This is a genomic window from Telluribacter roseus (assembly GCF_017355915.2).
Classification (GTDB): Bacteria; Bacteroidota; Bacteroidia; order Cytophagales; family Spirosomataceae; genus Telluribacter.
In genome coordinates this window covers 26,306-44,420 of the sequence record NZ_JAFEUV020000011.1, presented here as the reverse complement: position 1 = coordinate 44,420, position 18,115 = coordinate 26,306, and the positions used below count along the sequence as shown (strand labels likewise).

General features: G+C 53.0%; 10 protein-coding genes. All 10 read right to left on the bottom strand.

Annotation, left to right across the window (positions count from 1 at the left end; genetic code table 11):
* Window positions 1-64 precede the first annotated feature (64 nt).
* On the bottom strand, window positions 65-634 hold the full coding sequence (locus JTN23_RS18785) for a Crp/Fnr family transcriptional regulator (RefSeq protein WP_247236570.1): 570 nt from the start codon (window positions 632-634) through the stop codon (window positions 65-67).
* 224 nt (window positions 635-858) lie between these two features.
* Window positions 859-3,543: a PQQ-dependent sugar dehydrogenase gene (locus JTN23_RS18780; protein WP_247236569.1), complete on the bottom strand. Its 2,685-nt coding sequence runs from the start codon at window positions 3,541-3,543 to the stop codon at window positions 859-861.
* 83 nt (window positions 3,544-3,626) lie between these two features.
* Window positions 3,627-4,832 carry an ROK family protein gene (locus tag JTN23_RS18775; protein WP_247236568.1) on the bottom strand — a complete coding sequence of 402 codons (1,206 nt, stop codon included), beginning with the start codon at window positions 4,830-4,832 and terminating at the stop codon, window positions 3,627-3,629.
* Window positions 4,833-5,097: 265 nt separating this feature from the next.
* The gene (locus JTN23_RS18770) at window positions 5,098-6,825 is read right to left on the bottom strand and encodes an FAD-dependent oxidoreductase (protein ID WP_247236567.1); all 1,728 of its coding nucleotides are present in this window, start codon (window positions 6,823-6,825) and stop codon (window positions 5,098-5,100) included.
* Between the two features lie 81 nt (window positions 6,826-6,906).
* Window positions 6,907-8,601, bottom strand: a complete 1,695-nt coding sequence (locus tag JTN23_RS18765) for a RagB/SusD family nutrient uptake outer membrane protein (protein ID WP_247236566.1) — start codon at window positions 8,599-8,601, stop codon at window positions 6,907-6,909.
* A gap of 5 nt (window positions 8,602-8,606) precedes the next feature.
* Window positions 8,607-11,687 (bottom strand): SusC/RagA family TonB-linked outer membrane protein, encoded by a 3,081-nt coding sequence (locus JTN23_RS18760; RefSeq protein WP_247236565.1) that lies wholly within the window; start codon window positions 11,685-11,687, stop codon window positions 8,607-8,609.
* 153 nt (window positions 11,688-11,840) lie between these two features.
* Window positions 11,841-13,448: a DUF4127 family protein gene (locus tag JTN23_RS18755; protein WP_247236564.1), complete on the bottom strand. Its 1,608-nt coding sequence runs from the start codon at window positions 13,446-13,448 to the stop codon at window positions 11,841-11,843.
* A gap of 24 nt (window positions 13,449-13,472) precedes the next feature.
* Window positions 13,473-14,726: a sugar MFS transporter gene (locus tag JTN23_RS18750; protein WP_247236563.1), complete on the bottom strand. Its 1,254-nt coding sequence runs from the start codon at window positions 14,724-14,726 to the stop codon at window positions 13,473-13,475.
* A 5-nt stretch (window positions 14,727-14,731) separates the two neighbouring features.
* Window positions 14,732-15,925, bottom strand: a complete 1,194-nt coding sequence (locus JTN23_RS18745; RefSeq protein ID WP_247236562.1) for a n-acyl-d-glucosamine 2-epimerase — start codon at window positions 15,923-15,925, stop codon at window positions 14,732-14,734.
* A 36-nt stretch (window positions 15,926-15,961) separates the two neighbouring features.
* Complete coding sequence (locus JTN23_RS18740; RefSeq protein ID WP_247236561.1) at window positions 15,962-18,103, bottom strand: hypothetical protein; 2,142 nt, start codon at window positions 18,101-18,103, stop codon at window positions 15,962-15,964.
* Window positions 18,104-18,115 lie beyond the last annotated feature (12 nt).

Below are 18,115 nucleotides of genomic sequence, written 5' to 3'. Positions count from 1 at the left end.
AATCCGTATTTCTTCATCAGTGGACAAAGAAAGGCAATTGGCGCTACTATACTTTTCAACTATCTTAAAATCGTACGTCCGCCCGCAGGTTGCTCAGGTACTGCTGGGTCATACCCAGGTAAGAGGCTATGTACCCCAGGTTCACCCGCTGAAACAGGTCGGGGTTCTCCTGGATAAACTTGTCGTACCGCTCTTTTGCGGAAAGGGAGAGTCTATCTATGCGCAGGGTCTGCATCTTCAGCAGTACTTCCTGATGTATTACCCGTGACCAGTTGGCTATCTCAATGTTGGTTTCATATAGTTCATTGAGTGATTCAATGGGAATGACGTACAGTTTAGAATCTTCCAAGAGCTCTACGTACTCAAACCCTGCAGTCTGGTGATAGAGCGCATTGGATGAAAAGGTGATATCTCCCTCCCGGCTAAACCAGTTCGTGATCTCCTTGCCATCAATGAGCAGGTAGGTACGCGAACAGCCGCTTTCAATAAAGTACACGGAATGGTCCCTGACTCCGGCGCGGGTCAGCAGGTGGTGTTTGGGAAGATACTGCTCCCTGAAATTTTGAGCCAATTGACTAATGGAACGATCTGAAACCGGGTAGTACTTCCTGATTCCCCTGATGACATTTTCCATTTTAGAGAGGATAGTTAATAGATGTGGTACCGGTTGTTTACTACAAGCAAGCTATTCAAGAAGTTCTACCAAACTACTCCAACAGGAGTTGACTCACACAGTTAATTCAATAAAACAAAAAGGAGCCCCAAACTCCTGATCGGCATCGTACAGATCGCTGAGTTGAGGCTCCTTTTATTTCGTACACCGTATAGGTGTACTTTATCACTATTTACTCAGCACCACTACTTGTTGAACTGCATCCAGTCCAGGAAGAACATCTCTTTCTGCCCTCCGCTTTCGTTTTTGAAGACAAAGTACAGGTCATGTACCCCTTTAGTAGGCATCACCGGAGCTACCCTATCTTTCCAGCCTTTGGTGTAGTCAGCGGCCTTCCCAGCCGGTATCTGCAGGCTGCTCACCAGCGGCCCATCTACCCTACCCAGTCGTACCTCCAGAGTACCGCCGGTACCTTCTTCCAGCAACCGGTAGGTAATAGACTTAATATGCGTTAGATCGATCTTGTTGAAGCTGACGTACCGCCCCGGAGTGACCCGGCGGATGTAGGATATAAAACCGGTCATCTCGGTAGCAATCACAACTCCCACGTTGCCCCCTTCGTAATCTTCAAATTCGACCTTGGGGTTCCGAAGTACCATATGGGTCCTCGCCGTCAGAGGCTCTATGCCATTGGCCCCTTTATCCTGGTAGCTGGCCAGCAGTACGTAGGCACCTTCGTTACCCTTTCCAACGTGATCAGTGAGCTTGAGCTTACCACTAAGCGGCAGACTGGAGGGCTTGGCATCCAGAGAAAGTATGTAGTTTACAATGGCTTTGGAATCTTCGACCGGTAGGTCGGGGTGCGCCGACATCGCATAAGCCCCCCAGTTACCGCTACCTCCTTTGATCACCTTATCGACCAGTGCCTCAACTGCACCGGCTTTGCCGTTGTAGCGTTTGGCGATATCTTTCAGGCTGGGACCAATGGACTTAGAGTCCATCGTATGGCAGGCACGGCAGTCCAGGGAGGCATATAGTTTTTCGGCTTCAGCATGCTGGATATTTCCGTGCGTAGCTCCGCTAACGGCGCTGGCTATATCCTTGCCAAAGGGCAGGTAGGTAAATGATACCGTTGCCCGAGCCGGATCAATCTGCTTGTCCTCCGGATCTTTGATAGCTACTTTGTAATCCAGTACGGTATTATCCCAGTAGAAGCTCTGGTTGGCACTGGTACTGATACGGGCATCGGGAGGGGTATTACCTACCTTGATCTGTACTGTGGCTACCCCCATTCCACCGTGCTGATCAGCGGCGGTAAGGGCCACATCATATACGCCTGGTTTAGTGAAGGTATGCTTCACTTCCTTCCCCTGTACCTTCTTAGTACCTATTTTCCATTCAAAAGAGAGCTTATCATCCGGATCATGGTCTTTGGAATCAGCCCCGGATAGTGTCACGGTCAGAGGCGCGGCTCCGTAGAGTTGGCTGGCTTTGATAGAGGCAAGCGGATTACGGTTACCTTCGGTATACTCCACGCGTATAAGTCCGGCATCGGCACTTTTGGCAAACCAGTTGGTACCGTAGGCCAGCAGGTACACCGCCCCGTCGTGAGCAATCTGCATATCCATGGGTGCTACTACCTGCAGGTGGGGCAGGAACGGCTCCATGCTCGCGTAGTTGCCGTTTTCATCCAGCGTAACCGCCATGATCCACTTCCGGATCCAGTCATAGATAAATAGCTTGCCGTTGTAGTAGTCGGGTAGCTTGTAGGGCGCATTGGGGTACAGGTCGCTATAATAGACCGGACCGGCCATGGCACTGGCTCCCCCCTTGCCTACCAGCGGAAAGCGCTTCGATTCACCCTTGGCGTACCAGATCATGGGAGGCTGCGCGGGGGGAAGCTCCCGGATCCCCGTGTTATTGGGCGAGTCATTGATTGGGCGAAGCGGATCTTTCCTGGGTCCCTCTTTCTTGGTTGCGAAATCGTACTTGGGAAAGGCTTCATTGTTACCCAGGAAGTAGGGCCAGCCGAAGAAGCCGGGCTTACGAGCCTGGTTGATCTCATCAAAACTCATTACACCGCCATCGACCGAAGGCACTTTGGTATCAGGGCCTACATCTCCCCAATATACGTACCCGTTCTTGGGATCGATGGATACCCGGAAGGGATTACGGCTACCCATGATGTAGATCTCAGGGCGGCCTTTGCTCCCATCCTTCGGAAACAGGTTACCATCTGGTATCGAATAGCTACCATCCGGCTGGGGCTTGATCCGGAGAATCTTACCCCGCAGGTCATTGGTGTTGGCGGCAGTAGCCTGGTCATCGGACAGTTCACGACCGGGACGCTCGTCTACCGGGGTATAGCCCTCAGTTTCCTCGGCGTTGGTATTGTCCCCGGTCGAGATGAATAGATTGCCGTTGGTATCAAACCGCAGGTACCCCGCCGAATGGCAACAGTACTTGCGCTGGGTAGGAAATTCAAGCAGTACTTTCTCGGTAGACTGCAACAGCTGATCCCCCCGAAGTTCCATCCGGGAGAGGCGGGTAATTGCCTTATCGCCCCCCACTCCGTAAAAGAAGTAGATCCAGCTATTATTCGTATAATCAGGGTCAATGGCAACTCCAAGCAGTCCGTCTTCGATACCGCTGAAAACGTTGAGGTGGGCCAGGGTCTTGAGCTGCTTTTCCTGCGCATCGTACATGCGTACGCCCCCCTTCCGCTCTACGATCACCACGTTCAGGTTGGGCAGGATGGCCATTTCCATGGGTTCATCCAGTCCCTGCGCCAGCATCATGTGGGTGAATCGGCTGCTGTCGGGGATGGCTTCTATCGAAAGGGGTAAGGAGGATAAGGGTTTCTGAGGAGCGGTGAAAGAAGCAAGCAGAAGCCCTCCTCCCACCACCAGGTTTAAGAGTTTAGTAGACATGAGTACTTATAATGTTAAGTACACAAGTACCTTTCTTTTGATTGAGAAAAGCACTTGTATACGATAAGGTAGATAGCTAATATCTATAACAAAGCCCAGAGGCGGTTACGTACCAGTAAGCAGGCACCTATGATGCCGGCCCGTTCGCCCAGCTTCGACATTTTAAGATCGGTATCGTTGTTTACCAGGCTAAGCGAGTACTTATTGATGGCAGTTTTGATCGGCAGGCGCAGGTAATCTTCGGTCGTAGCGAGGCTTCCGCCCAGTACGACCAGCTCCGGGTTAAACAGGTTGATCAGCAGCGCTATACCTCGCCCCAGCTTTTCACCTATTTTGGCAATAAGCTCAATGGCTAATACGTCATCGTTCTTGGCGGCCCAGATGATATCTTCCATCACTACGTCTTCGGGGGCTATATTTTTGAGCGATAGTACCGAAGAAGAGCCTTCCAGGAGCTTCTCGCGGAACATACGGGTCAGCGCCCAGCCTGAGGCTTCGGTTTCCAGGCAGCCTTTCTTCCCGCAGTGGCAGATCTGCTCATTATCAAAGAGGGGCATGTGCCCAAATTCGCCCGCGTAGCCGGACTTGCCGTAGTAGAGCTGGCCATTGAGCATAATGCCCACCGCAATACCATAGCCCAGGTTCAGGTACAGTACGTTCTTTTCATCCTTGACTACCCCCATACAAAACTCCCCGTAGGCCATCGCCCTGGAATCATTCTCCAGGAATACGGGTATACCTACTTTGCTCTCGATGATCTGGCTGAGCGGACGCTCGTCAAAATGGAAAAAGCTGTAGCTGTGCCCGGTCTTGTAGTTGATACGTCCCGACAGGTTGATACCAATGCCCAGTATGTTTGCCTTATTTATCGTAAGGCCGCCGATAAACTGGACGATGGCCTCACAAAGGCTGTCCAGCGACTCCTGGGTATTATCCAGCTTGTATTCTATTTCTTCGGTTACTCTTACCAGTTCGCACTGGAGATTCGACAAACCGATATTGATGTGACTCTGCTTTACTTCGACGCCTATAAAAAATGCCGAATCCGGGATCAGCCCGTATAGATTAGGCCGACGCCCTCCCGTCGAATCCACTTTGCCATAGTCCTGAATCAGGCTGTCCTGAATCAGTTCATTGACAAGCGAAGTGATTTTGGGTACACTAAAATTGAGTTCTTTAGAAAGATCTGGTATGGTGGCATTACCGTTCGTAGCGAAAAAACCCAACACTGATTTTTTTAAATTATTCTGTCTTTGAGCAACTACGGGTACGCTACTAGTCTTGTTCATACAATAACCTTTACATTTTATTCAAACATACTTACTTATTCCAACATTTATCAATAACAAGTGCCGGATCAGGCATTTTTTATACAAAGTTTATACTAATACTATCTAATAAAAAGTAACTAAAAAGAACTTTGTATTAATAAATGGATAGTTACTCCATGACACATGATGTAAAGGTACGGCTGAGCCGCTACTAAACTGGCTGGACCACCCCAATCGGACATCCAGCCAGCTTTGCTACGAGTACGTTTCCTGTAAACAGTAGTTATGATTGCGGCCACTGGGTCTCTACGCCCTGCGCACGTACTACCCGCTGAAACTCCGCAAGTTTTTGCTTGTCTTCCCGTACCGCCCGGGGTATCACATTGTTCTTCAAAGAATGAGCAACCAGCATTCCTACTGCTTCACCAATACTCCACTCCACCGGGTGCAGACGGAAGCATCCGTTGGTGATGTGGGTGGTACCGATGTTCTTGTTGGCAGGCAGGAGGTTTTCTACCCTTTGTGGAATGAGCGAACCCAGCGGAATCTGGAAAGGCAGCGAGCCAAAGTCGACGTAATTGACTCCCATCGAGCTCGGGTGGAGGTCGATGTGGTAGTACCCTACCCCCACGCTGTCGTAGAACTCAGCGGAGGTATTGCCGGTTTTCTTGCCGGTGATCATCGCCCGGTTTTCGGCTCCTACGTGCTCTTCCAGTACCGTAAAGAGTGCTTTGATCCGGCGGGCTTCGCGTACGTAGGGGTATTTGGCCAGGCCATCTTCGGTGCCCATGATATCGTTGCGCAGGCGCAGCCCCGCCCATCCCTGGCCCCCATCGGGACGTGGTGCCTCGGTCTGCAGCCAGTACAGGAGCGACAGGCTCTGCTGCTTGGCCCGGTCTACGTGTTTGTTGAATTCCTTATCGCTTACCTCTACGATGTTGCCCAGTACGTAGTCGTTCTGGGGCCAGTTGACGATGGTAATATCGCCGGGGTAGGTACCGGGATTAAAGTTGTTCTTGTTGATGATCTTCCGGTAGTTCCACAGGTTCAGGTCAGCGTTGGTCTTGATGCCTTCCGGGTGGAAGCCCAGCGCTTTGGGCTCCAGCGTACGCGGGTTGGAGTAGGAAAGGTCCAGCATCCGGCCCGACCAGGCGGGGGTCATTTTGGGCACGAAGTTCCGCCAGAAACTATACTCTTTGGGCTTATCAATGACGTGGTTTTCGCCTTTTACGTAGTCAATGGCGTAGCACATGGTGAAAGCCTGGTTGTTCAGGGGGTTACCTACCTCGGGAGCGTGCAGTTCGCCGGTTTCTTTTTTGGATTCAGTACCCGTCACGAACTCCGTCTTCGTCAGGGGAAGCAGATCACCCAGTTCGGTCGCATCCACAAAATACGGAGCCGTCAGTACTACTTCATTGCCACTGCGGCGGTTCAGGACTTTCAGCGCCCTTACCTTATCACCCGTTACGTCGGCTGCTGTAACCTTGTGCTCGAGCAGCAGGGTTAGCTTACCACTACTCAGGTAGGGAGCGAGCGTGTCCATCAGTACCGCCAGCGCTACGCGCGGCTCGTGGCAGATGCGGGAAACTGAGCCATCACCCGGATTCAGGTTTTTGCGAGCCCGGGCCTCATCCGTCAGTGGGTAGTACTTCCGGTAGTAGTCTCGGACGGCATTGCGGTAGTCGCGGTACGACTGAGGCGCGCCGTGGGTTTCGATCCACTGGTGCTCATCGGGGGGTACTCCCTGCTGCGTGATCTGCCCGCCGATCCAGTCGGTCTCTTCGGTGAGTATTACCGTCAGGCCGTTGCGCAGGGAAGCCAGCGCCGCCGCAAATCCCCCCAGCCCCCCCCCGGCTACCACCACATCGGCTTTGAGCTCACGAGCCCGGGCAGCAGTAGGACTACCGGCTTTCTCTATACTTTCTGCCAGGGCAGAAGAGGGTAGTAACGACCCTGCGGCAAGCATACCTCCACCGGACGATACCAATTCAATAAAGTTTCTACGTTTCATGGATGATGTCACTAGTTATAAAAACATACCTTCACCTTACAAGCGAAGGTGAAGGTATTTATATTCAATTATACTTCACTATTACCAATCCGGATTTTGGGTAAGTCCGGGGTTAATATCCCGCTCGGCCTGAGGCACCGGCAGCAACATGAGCTTGGGGTACCAGAAACGGTTCTCCCGCACCATGCGCAGGCTTTCCTGCCCTTCATAGGTAGGTATGCTGTTCAGGTCGTGCTTGGCCGTCTTCTTGAAATTAGGTACCGGAGGCATAGTAGCCGGATTCTTGGCGATACCCATTACCTGCTGAGGCATGACGATATCGGCAATTTCCCAGCGGCGTATGTCAAACCAGCGGAAGCCCTCTTTGGCCAGCTCAGCCACGCGCTCACGGCGGATCAGCTCACGCAGCTCATTCTGATCGTTCTGAATAGCGGCAGGTACTTCGGGCTGTTTGGCTCTTCTTCTGACCTTGTTGATCGCGTTGATCACCGATGCATCCAGCTCCCCCAGCTCAATCTTGGCCTCGGCGTAGGTCAGCAGTATCTCGGCGTAACGCATCAGGATAAAGTTAACCCGGGCCTGGAAGGCATTCTCGTTGGTCTGGGTGTACTTGGCCCATAGCAGACCTACTCCACTCTTGGCGGGGCCGAAGGCATTGTCATAATCGGCGTTGGCGCGGGTAGTCCAGGTACCATCCGCATTTCGGAACGAGGTAGTTGGTTTGTAGATGTCGTACACTACCGTTGCCAGGTTCATGCTGATGGTATCACCGGGCATGGCCACCGTATACTTGAGGCGCAGGTCGCGGTTGAGACGCGGGTTTTGGGGATCGTATACCGCCGACTCGTCAATACGCTTTCCGTCTTTGGCCTCGAACATATCCACCAGGCGCTGCTGCGGGAAACGACCCGACTGACCTCCGGCCGCCCGGGATATACTACCCAGGGGCAGCCAGTTGGTATTGTTAGGATCAGCATCAGAATACAGGATCTCCCACATGATTTCCTTTCCGGCGTTGGGAGCCTGCCCAACCCGGGTAAAGAGGTCACCGAAGTTAGGGTTCAGGTCAAGTCCGGCGCCATCAATGACCTGCTTAGCGGTACTGGCGGCCAGGGCGTACTCCTTGTTGTAAAGCGCAGCTCTCGATTTGATACCCAAGGCTACTGCTTTGCTGACCCGGCCCCGCTGGGTAGGTGCCCACGCCAGTACGTTTGCAGCGGCATCCAGCTCATCGTAGATAAACTTGATCAGCTCGGCTTTGGGAGTACGCTTCTGGGTGTAGAACTCATCCGGTGTCAGGGGCTTGGTGATCAGAGGAGCTTCGCCGAACATAAAGGTGAGGTAGAAGTACGACCAGGCCCTAAGTACGCGGGCTTCGGCCTCCAGCCGGTTGTAGGTTGCGGCCGGTACCTGATCTTTCCCTTTCGCCATACCATCCAGCATGGTGTTGGAGCGTTGAATAGTCGTATAGGCCAGCCGCCATATAGCCGCCGAGTGCGCATTAAATACGTCGAAGTTACCCTCGCCCAGCTCTACCGCCCGCAGCAGGGCAATATCCGTCCAGCCGTCCATGATAGACTGATAGGCCGTATTACCCGTATTCCAGTAAGCTGACTTATAGATGGCGTTGAGCGCCGCATTCATTTCGGTTTCGTTATTGAAGAACTGCCCGGTGGCGGGAGCATCCAGCGGAACCTGCTCCAGGTAGTCCTGACATCCCTGCGACACGAACATCGTGAGGCAAAGGGCTGCTGCGTATAAAATCTTCTTTTTCATGTTTCTTAGAATTTGAGGTTAAGACCCACCGTGTATGTTCTCATGATCGGGTAGAAGGTACCTCCCGTATCGCGCTGCTCAGGATCAAAGCCGGGGAAGAATTTGTCCCAAGTAAAGAGGTTCTGGCCGCTGGCATAGATACGCGCCGAGCCAATACCGATCTTCTTGCTTACCGCGCCAGGTACTGTATAGCCCAGTACCAGGTTTTTGAGGCGGAGGTACGCGCTCGAACGGATCCAGTACGATGACACCACGTAGTTGTTGGCAATGCTGTTAGCCGTCAGACGGGGATACGCTGCATTGGGATTCTCGGGAGTCCAGTAGTCTTTCTGGTGCTCGTACATGGACCCCTGGTACGCTGCCGAATAGAAAGGCTGCGATCCGGTACCCGACAGGTAGTTGTCACGCTTGCCTACCCCCTGGAAGAATACGGTCAGGTCAAAGCCCTTGTACTGCGAGCTCAGGTTGAGGCTGTACTCATAACGGGGGAAGTAGTTACCGAGGATGGTACGGTCGTAGTTATCGATCCTGCCGTCCGGAGTACCATTGGGACCGCTGATATCGCGGTAGCGAATGTCACCTGGCTTGGTGTTGCCGAAGTGGAAAGGCGCACTTTTAACTTCTTCCTCTGTCTGGAACAAGCCATCCGCTATATATCCGTAGTACGAATCCAGCGCGTAGCCTTCCTGCTGGATACGGGCTCCCGCGATAATAGGCGTACCTCCGTTGTTGATGACTTTATTCTTTACATCCGACAGGTTGAGCTGTACCTGGTAGCTGAAGTCATCGATCTTATCTCTCCAGCCAGCGCCAAATTCCCAGCCGGTGTTACGCATGGTACCTACATTGACGAACGGCGAAGCCAGACCTACGTACGATGGTACAGGTACACGCTGCAGCATGTCCACGATGTCGCGCTGGAAGAAGTCAGCCGTCAGAGTCAAACGGTTGTTGAGCAGGCCAAAGTCAGCACCAAGGTCTAGAATCCGGGAGGTTTCCCAGCGGATGTTAGGGTTAGCGGCCGTAGTCAGGGCATACCCGGCATTGACTGCGTCATTGAAGTAGTAGTTGTAGGCAGGACCGGTTTCAAACAGGGAGTAGGTAGGGTAGTAGCTAGGTTCTCCATTGTTAACCAACGCCTGGTTACCCAGTGTACCATAGGAAGCCCGGATCTTGGCATCGCCTACGATATTGCTGAGGCCCGACCAGAAATTTTCCTGCGAAATACGCCATCCGGCCGATACGGATGGAAACAGCTTCCACCAGTTGTTCTGTCTGAAGCGTGACGAAGCATCCCAGCGACCGTTAACCTCCAGGAGGTACTTCTCCTTGTAATTATAGTTTACGCGGCTATACGCCGATACCATCGAAAACCGGTGTTCACCACCGCCCAGCGTTTGTCCGAGTGGATCACCACTATCCAGATAAGGCCGGTCAGGTGAAAGCAGGTTCTGACGGGATGCGCTGATAAATACTGATTTGAAATCTTCAGTACTGAAACCACCCAGTACGGTGAAGTTATGATCGCCCAGTGACTTGTTGTAGGTAGCCTGCGTACGGAACAGGTTTTGAACGTTTTCGGAACGTCTTTCGGCCAGGGAGTTCAGCGCCGGCCACGGACGGGCGTACAGTAACGTATTATTGGCAGGATCAGCTACGTAGATACGGTACTGATCGGTAAAGGTGCGGGCATTACCCGTGTAGTAGTTGGTACTGTACGTAGCCAACAGCTCCAGGCCTTCGATCGGAGTATAGGTCAGGGTACCTTTCAGGATACGGGAGTCAACGATGTTCCGGCTGAAACCACCGTCTTCGGCCTGAGCCGCCGGGTTGATGTTAGACCAGCCTTCGCCCCACTCGCCGGTATTGTAGCGACCGGGAGCCACCGCCGGATAGCCCAGCATACGGTTGATGATGGTTTCGGGTGATCCCTGACCCGGCCACAGACGGTTGGTACGGTTTAGTACCAGGTCCATAGAAGCCGTCAGCCTTTTTGTAAGGTTCAGATCGGTGTTAAAGCGCATATCTGTACGCTTGTAGTTGGTATTGGCCGTAAGACCGTTCTGATCCAGGAAGCTTCCCGAAGCGAATACCTTGATACGGTCAGTACCCGCCGATACGTTAAGGTTGTGGTTGTGCATCAGACCGTTGTTGGTCAGTACCAGAGCCTTCCAGTCGGTGTTGAAACGAGCCATATTATCGGGGCCCAGCTGCTCATACTCCGCAATCTGCTGGGTAAATGCCGGAGGCAATCCGCTATTTACCTGCGCTTCATCCCACAGCTTCATGTGATCCAGTGCGTTTACCTTCCGGGGAAGGTCGGTAGGCTCCTGCTTGGTAACGTAGGTGTTGTAGCTGACATTGACACCACTGGCGCCCCGCTTGGTCGTTATCAATACTACCCCGTTGGCCGCCCTTGAACCGTACACGGCCGCCGCGGCGGCATCTTTCAGGATGGAGATACTGGCAATGTTGTTAGGGTCAATGGCATCCAGGCTCATCTCCACGTTGTCCACCAGGATCAGCGGGTTCTGTCCGGCATTGATTGAACCAATACCCCGTATACGAATGGTACCGGCATCACCACCGGGTACCCCCGACTGCTGGGTGATCGTAACCCCCGGCGCCGCTCCCTGCAGCGCCAGTGAGGTAGAGGCTACCTGACGGTTGGTAAGCATTTCACCATCTACTACGGATACCGATCCGGTCAGGTTTACTTTCTTCTGGGTACCGTATCCTACTACTACTACTTCATTCAGTGTTTTGAGGTCTTCGGACAGAGATACATTGAACACACCGGGGCCGCTATATGCTAACTCTTTAGATTCCATTCCCATAAATGAAAACACCAGCGTACCGGGTCCGGGGGTTACATTCAGGAGGTACGATCCGTCCGATGAGGTGGTGGTTCCGGTAGTGGTACCTTTTACTACTACAGTCACACCCGGCAGGGCCTCCCCTTTGGGATCAGTCACTGTTCCGCGCAGGGTTTGGGTTTGGGCAGTAGCCAAGTACTGCTGACAAACCGACAATAGCAGGATAAGCAGCCAACTCATCTGCCATTTCTTCGTAAACAGGTTTAGCATAGAAGGTTTGATTAGGGGTTTAGGAAAATAGGGGTCATTAGTGGGTTTGGGTACTTTGGGTACTTTGGGTTTTGTCATTGGCGTCGGTCATTTAAGGTAAAAGGAAGGGTTAGGAAAAGAAAAGTTATAGGTAAGGGTTAGGAATATGCGTTGCTATAAGGCTTTACAGGTAATATCAAAGTGGATATCGGCTTCGAACATCCGGTTCCAGGGCAGCGAAAACTGCATTTCTGATGGTATCTGACACCGCACGGGTATCTGACGACTGGCATTGACGGTACGGAGGTACTGCCGGGTGAAATCTTTGAAATAGGTATCCATCTGTTTTTGGCTGTACACCTGAGCCTGCCGGGTCTTTTCATCACTCATAATGACCGAGCTCCGCTTCCGTTGATCCAGGTACGCATTGGTCTTTTCCCGCACCAAGGTATGGAAGTAGTAGTCGTCCATGACACGGTGGATCAGGAACCAGTGCTGCGCCGACCAGATGCGACTGGCCAGTTCTTTCCTGGATAACAGCTTCTGAGTAGCAAGTGAGAATACGACCCCGTGCGGAAGGGCTGTACCAATGGTATTGCCGGCGGTATTCCAGGAGGCGAAGCCATTCAATCGGGGAAATAAGTTACGCTTCATAAGGGCCAACATAAACTGCGGATCTCCCCCCTGCACATCCCCCACCGGGTCTATATCCGCCACGATGACTTGCCTTCCCTGCCCGATCTTATTTTCTATCTCCCGGGCAAAGGATTCAGAGCGGCCTTCTTCTAACCTGGATGTATATACGTAGAATAATATGTCCGCCTCCTGCTCACTCTCTACCTCCTGAGCTCCCGTGGCCCTGATGTGGTAGCCTACCGTCTGGCGCAGGGGGCGGTCCTCAAAGGGCATGGTTTGCGCGGCCTGCTGAGCGGAGGAAAACACGGCCTTTATCTTTGGCTGGTACGTGTGGTACTGCGTAAGTGCCCGCGCCAGCAGTAACATAGATACCTCATCGGCTCCCGGCTGTACCGCTACCTTCTGGGTCAACCCTTTTTGGTGTACTTCGGCAATGAGTTTTTCCCGATCGGCTACGTGAACTCCCTGCGGCTTGGCATCGTCCTGCGAAAGGATTAGGTAATCAATCACGCCCTCCTGTACCAGCTCAAGGGCTTTCAGGTTGGTCAGCAGGTTACGGCGGCGGGCCATTTTATAATCATTCAGTACCTCCTCCGGTATTTCGCGTTCGAGCGCCGCCGTTTCTTCTTTTGATTTGGCATCATGGGCTACCGATATCTCGGCCCAGTGCTCCAGCTTTACCCGGTAGGCTTCGTTTTTATCGCCGGGGGTTGGGGCCAGCCGCATGACGACGTTCTGCGCGTAGAGTCTGGCCCGTGGCATACGCTGTTTCAGCTCACGCAGGGCTTCTACCCGCTTCAGGGCTTCCTCCGAAGACACCCGGTGCATCCGTGAACCTACCAAACCGCCGTAGGCCAGCATATCCAGAGCTACGATCACCACATCATACGATTGGAGATCCTGCGCTCTGGCCCACTCGATGATCTGGTCAGACTGTCCGGCCGTAGTGAACCGGCCCAGTAATTCGCGCGGCGGAGTGACTACCTCGGCATTGCCAATCAGTCCCATGCGGGTCGTGAACTGGGTACTGGTAGGGCGATCGTCCAGCGGGATCAGCAGTACCCTGGTGCTGAAAGCAGGTGTCTGTGCCTCGGCAACTACTCGTAGGGCAAGCAAAACAGCCAGAAGAAAGGAGAACTTTTTCATAGTACTATGCAGTAAGCCATATACTTAGTTCATTTCACTGTACCTGGACTTGTAGCCGTTCAGGCCGTAAAACAGGATATATACATAGCAGGCCAGTGGTACCATAAAGGCCACCGTCCAGGAGAAATTATCAATCAATACGCCCTGGCAGAACGAGATGATAGCCCCACCGGCAATAGCGGTTGACAGGATACCCGAAGCGCGGGTGGTGTAGGTACCCAGTCCGCTTACGGACAGGGAAAAGATAATGGCAAACATGACCGAATTGCATAGCCCTACCGCGATCATGGTCCATACGGCCAGGTACCCTTCAGCACTGACCGAAACCAGGATCAGCGCTATGGCCAGGGTGGCACAGGCAGCCAGTACCACGGAGGGGCGGTATACCTTTAGCCCAAAGTAGCCGATCATACGCCCGACCATCATGCTCCCCCAGTAAAGCGCCACGTAGGTATTGGATTCGCTCTCTGTAATTTGTAACAGATCAGCTATATAGTTGGTAAGGAATGTACCTACCGACACCTCAGCCCCCACGTATACAAATATGGCCAGCGCCCCCAGGTTGAGGTTTCGGAACGAAAACACCGTTTTAGTATCGCCGGAGGCCTCAACCCGCTTCTCCTGCCGGGTAGCGATCGCAGGAAGCGACAGGAAGTACACAATCAGGGCAATCAGCAGCAATACCAGGCCAATGCCCAGGTACGGAAACCGGACCGCTTCGCTGCCGACCTGCGTATCCTGTAGTGGCGCCAGTATGAAGTAGGCTCCAAACAGGGGAGCTACCGTTGTACCCAGCGAACCCACCCCCTGAATAAGGGTAAGGCGCGAAGAGGCTGTCTTGGCGGGCCCGAGTACCGTAATGTACGGATTAGCCGCCACCTGTAACAGTACGATCCCAATGGCTACCACAAACAGAGCGGCCAGAAAGAGGTAGTACTGATGCAGCAGGGAGGCCGGGAAGAACAGGAACGCGCCCAATGCGGCTATGGCAAAGCCCAGTACCATCCCGTGCTTGTATCCCACCCTCTCGACGATCTTACCCGCCGGAATGGACATGATCCCGTAGGTCAGGAAGAAGTAGAACTGTACCAGTGACGAATCGGTATAGCTCAGGGTAAAGCCTTTCTTGAAAAAGGGGACCAGCGTGTCGTTCAGGCAGGTAATAAAGCCCATCATGAAGTACAGGATCGCCAGCGAGACTAAGGCAGGCGTATAATTCTGCTGCTCCCGGTCGGAGGCATCCGAAACTACTAGGTCGGGTGAGACTATATTGGCCATAGGGGTTAGAAATCTAAAATCTTCGTAGATTTTTTCTCAGCAATGGCTTCCAGCGTCTTCCAGCATTGGTACAGCCCGCGCGGCACGTGGAAGCAGCCTTTCCATTTACCACCCTTCAGCGGTAGCAGAGGCTCTCCCTGACGGTTGAGGTAGCCATACCACTCACCAAACTCAGGATCAGCAAAGTGGCTCCAGGTGTAGGCATGTACCCTTTCAAACCACTCCCGGCACCGCTCGTCTTCGGTATGCAGGTACCCCTTGAGCAGGGTAATGAGCGTTTCCATATGTACCCACCACAACTTCTGATCCCACTCGAGCTGGAGGGGTGGCTGGCCTTTGACATCCAGGAAGTAGAAGATACCTCCGTACTGCTTGTCCCAGCCATACTCCAGCGTATTGATGGAGATGTCCACCGCCTTTTTGATCAGCTCCTGATCCTGGTTTCGAACGGCCAGGTCCATAACAAACCACATGGCCTCCAGGCCGTGCCCCGGATTGACCAGTCGCCCCTCAAAGCTATCAGAAAACGTTCCGTTAGGATTGATATTTTCGAGTATAATACCCATATCGGGCTGGTAGAACTCATCCATTACGGTATGTATACCATTGGAGATGCAGCTCTCCACCAGTTCAGGGTTCAGCAGATGCTCAATTTCCAGAACCAGGTTGCACAGGATCATCGGCAGGGAGAAGCTCTTCAGAGGACGGGTACCCTGATAAGCCTTTGTATAGATTCCCTTGGGATTATCGGCTCTTTTCAGGATGTTGTGAAATGTATCGACGGCAATTTGAGCATACTCTTCGTTCCGGGTAGCCTGATATAGCTGGCCATAGGCCATGCAGGCAAAGCAGTCGGAAAAGATATTGTAGGGTTGGGTAAGCGGAGCCCCTTCCCTATTCAGCGAGAAGTACCAGTTGCCTTCGGCGTCCCTTCCGTGTTTGATCAGGAACTCAGCCCCCTGCACAGCGAAGTCCAGCCACTCCTGCTTTTGTTCCACCTTATTATAGAGCATCGCAAAGCACCATACCTGGCGGCCCTGCAGCCACACAAATTTATCCGTGTCAAATACTTTTCCCTCCCGGTCCAGGCAGGTGAAGTATCCCCCATAGGTTGTATCTCCCGAGTTAGCCATCCAAAAGGGAATGATGTCATCGAGAAGGCTATTCTTGTATTGTTGCAGATAATGGTTAAGATTCATTCTGAACTGGTTAGATAGGTATGAATAGGTAACTGACTAGTTTTTGGGGAACATCACCTCCAGCGTCTGGGGCATCTCCTTCTTGATAGTAGAGTTTTTTGTCAATTCCCAGAAACTTTGATTTTTCGCAGTGAGTACCTGGGTAGCTACGATCCAGCTCTGGGTCCAGCCGGTAAGAGTACCCCAGGCGCCCCAGCCTACATCGGCATTGGATGCCCAGTACTCCCACTTGTCGTAATCAAAAGCCCGAAACCAGGCACCGTCCAGATCTTTATGTTTATCGCTTTTCACCTGGATACGAGTCAGGAAGTCGGCCAGCTTGTTGACGGCCTCTTTGTACTGTTTGTTACCGGTAGCGTGAGCCGCCTCATTCAGGCTGAAGAAAGCGAAGTTGCTGGTGTAAAGCATATCCGCAATGGGATCACCATTCTTGAATATCAGGGGTGCCTCGTGCAGGCCATACTCCTTGTTGGACTTGGTGCGTCCGAATCGCCCCTTGCCTTCACCGCCTAGCTCCTCGCGAATGGCACCGCTTTCCACCTGGTTTTCTAGGAGCTTCTGTACGATGGTGTCCAGCCACTTCCGATGCTCCGGTGTATCCTCCACCCGCACCAGCCACGCTAACGGTAGCACCATACGCGCCCGCTCCTGCTGTATACCGTTGGTCCACCGCCACTCGTGCGGGTAGTCTTCCATGGTCAGACGTATTGCGTTCTTGGTTTTGGCCAGTAAAGGCTCGTAACCTGTTTTCTCGTACAACCACAGGTAACAGGCCCACATCCACGACTCGAAGTGAGGAGCCGGGTGCTGAATATCCCGCTCCCAGAAGTGCTGCCAGCCCAACTTCTGCAGGTCTTTATCCTCCTGGCGCTCTCCGCGGTATCCGTGCTTGCCGGTGGTCCGGAAGTTGGCCAGTATCGCCTCGGCCATTTCCCTATCCCACTGGTTGGTATTCATAAAGGCCGATGCCCCCAGTATGCCTAAGATGGCGCGCGCGTTGTCGTCACCGTAGTATACATGGGGGTGTGTCACCGACCAACCAATCAACCCATAACTGGGACTGCTCTTGTCATTACGTTCCTGCGCTCTCAGATTCGAGTGCCGGAAAACGTAATTTGTCAAATTCGTAGCCTTTGTATAGTAGTCTTTCTTGCCTAAAAAGCTCCCGGCGGCAGCCAGGGCGTAGGCCGCTTCCCCCTGTACGTCAGCCCGCATCCAGAACCGGTACTGCTGCGAACCATCGTGGTAGATATTGGAGGCGTGTCCCTCCAGCAGACCCATGGAACCATCCCCGTTGGGCAGGCCCTGGCTCACTGGCGGCCCGAAGGGCTTACTACCATCTCCCTGGTATTTCAGCAGGGTATCCTCCCAGCTGGGGTGAATATAAAACCGGCCGTTGGCAAACCATTCTACGCCTTTTTCTACGCTCCTGGCCCGGGCGTTTTTGGGCAGAGGCTGAGTTCTGGCATACATGGGTACCACGTACGACGGCCACTCTTTGAACTGGACATCCTTCACGCCAGTAGCCCAGGTCACTATGTAAGAGAAGATATTTTTCCAGGCATCATTGGGGCCGTACCGGCCCGTCGCGAAGTTGCTTAGCTTGGTCGTAGCAATGAGGACATTTCCCCGCTCGAATAGTAACGGGTAGTTGGGAACGTCATCGATCCCGTATTCGGCCTTATCAAAACCGGCTACCTTGGCTAGTATGATCAGCGGGTTATCCGCCTTCACGGGCAGCACATGGCAGTCGTTGATGCCCAGGATGCTCATGGGCTTCAGCTCAGCCCCAAATACCGGGGACGTAATGACTCCCCGCTCCAGACGGGTGTGCAGTGGCTCAACAGGAATGGAAAGTCCCGGGAGGTCTGATGGGTACTCTAGATATAGTCTGATCTTTTTGCGCCCGGCGGTATGTAGTAGATCAGCGCTGATGTTGCTTCGCTTAGCGGGATACCCCTCAGCCATGACAAAAACGGCAGCGCCATTGGGTGCTTTCTGAATGGCAGCAGCTGGGGAATCGAAGCGGTGAAGTACAAAGCCCTCCTTAACCAGTACCGGATACAGGTCATTACGCTGGCTACCGCTAAAGTAGATTTCTTTTTTGGGAGGTACCGCTAAGGAGGCGAGAGTCATCAGGCAAAAGGCCAGACTCAGGAGCATGTACTTTTTATTCATGATTAAGGGTTT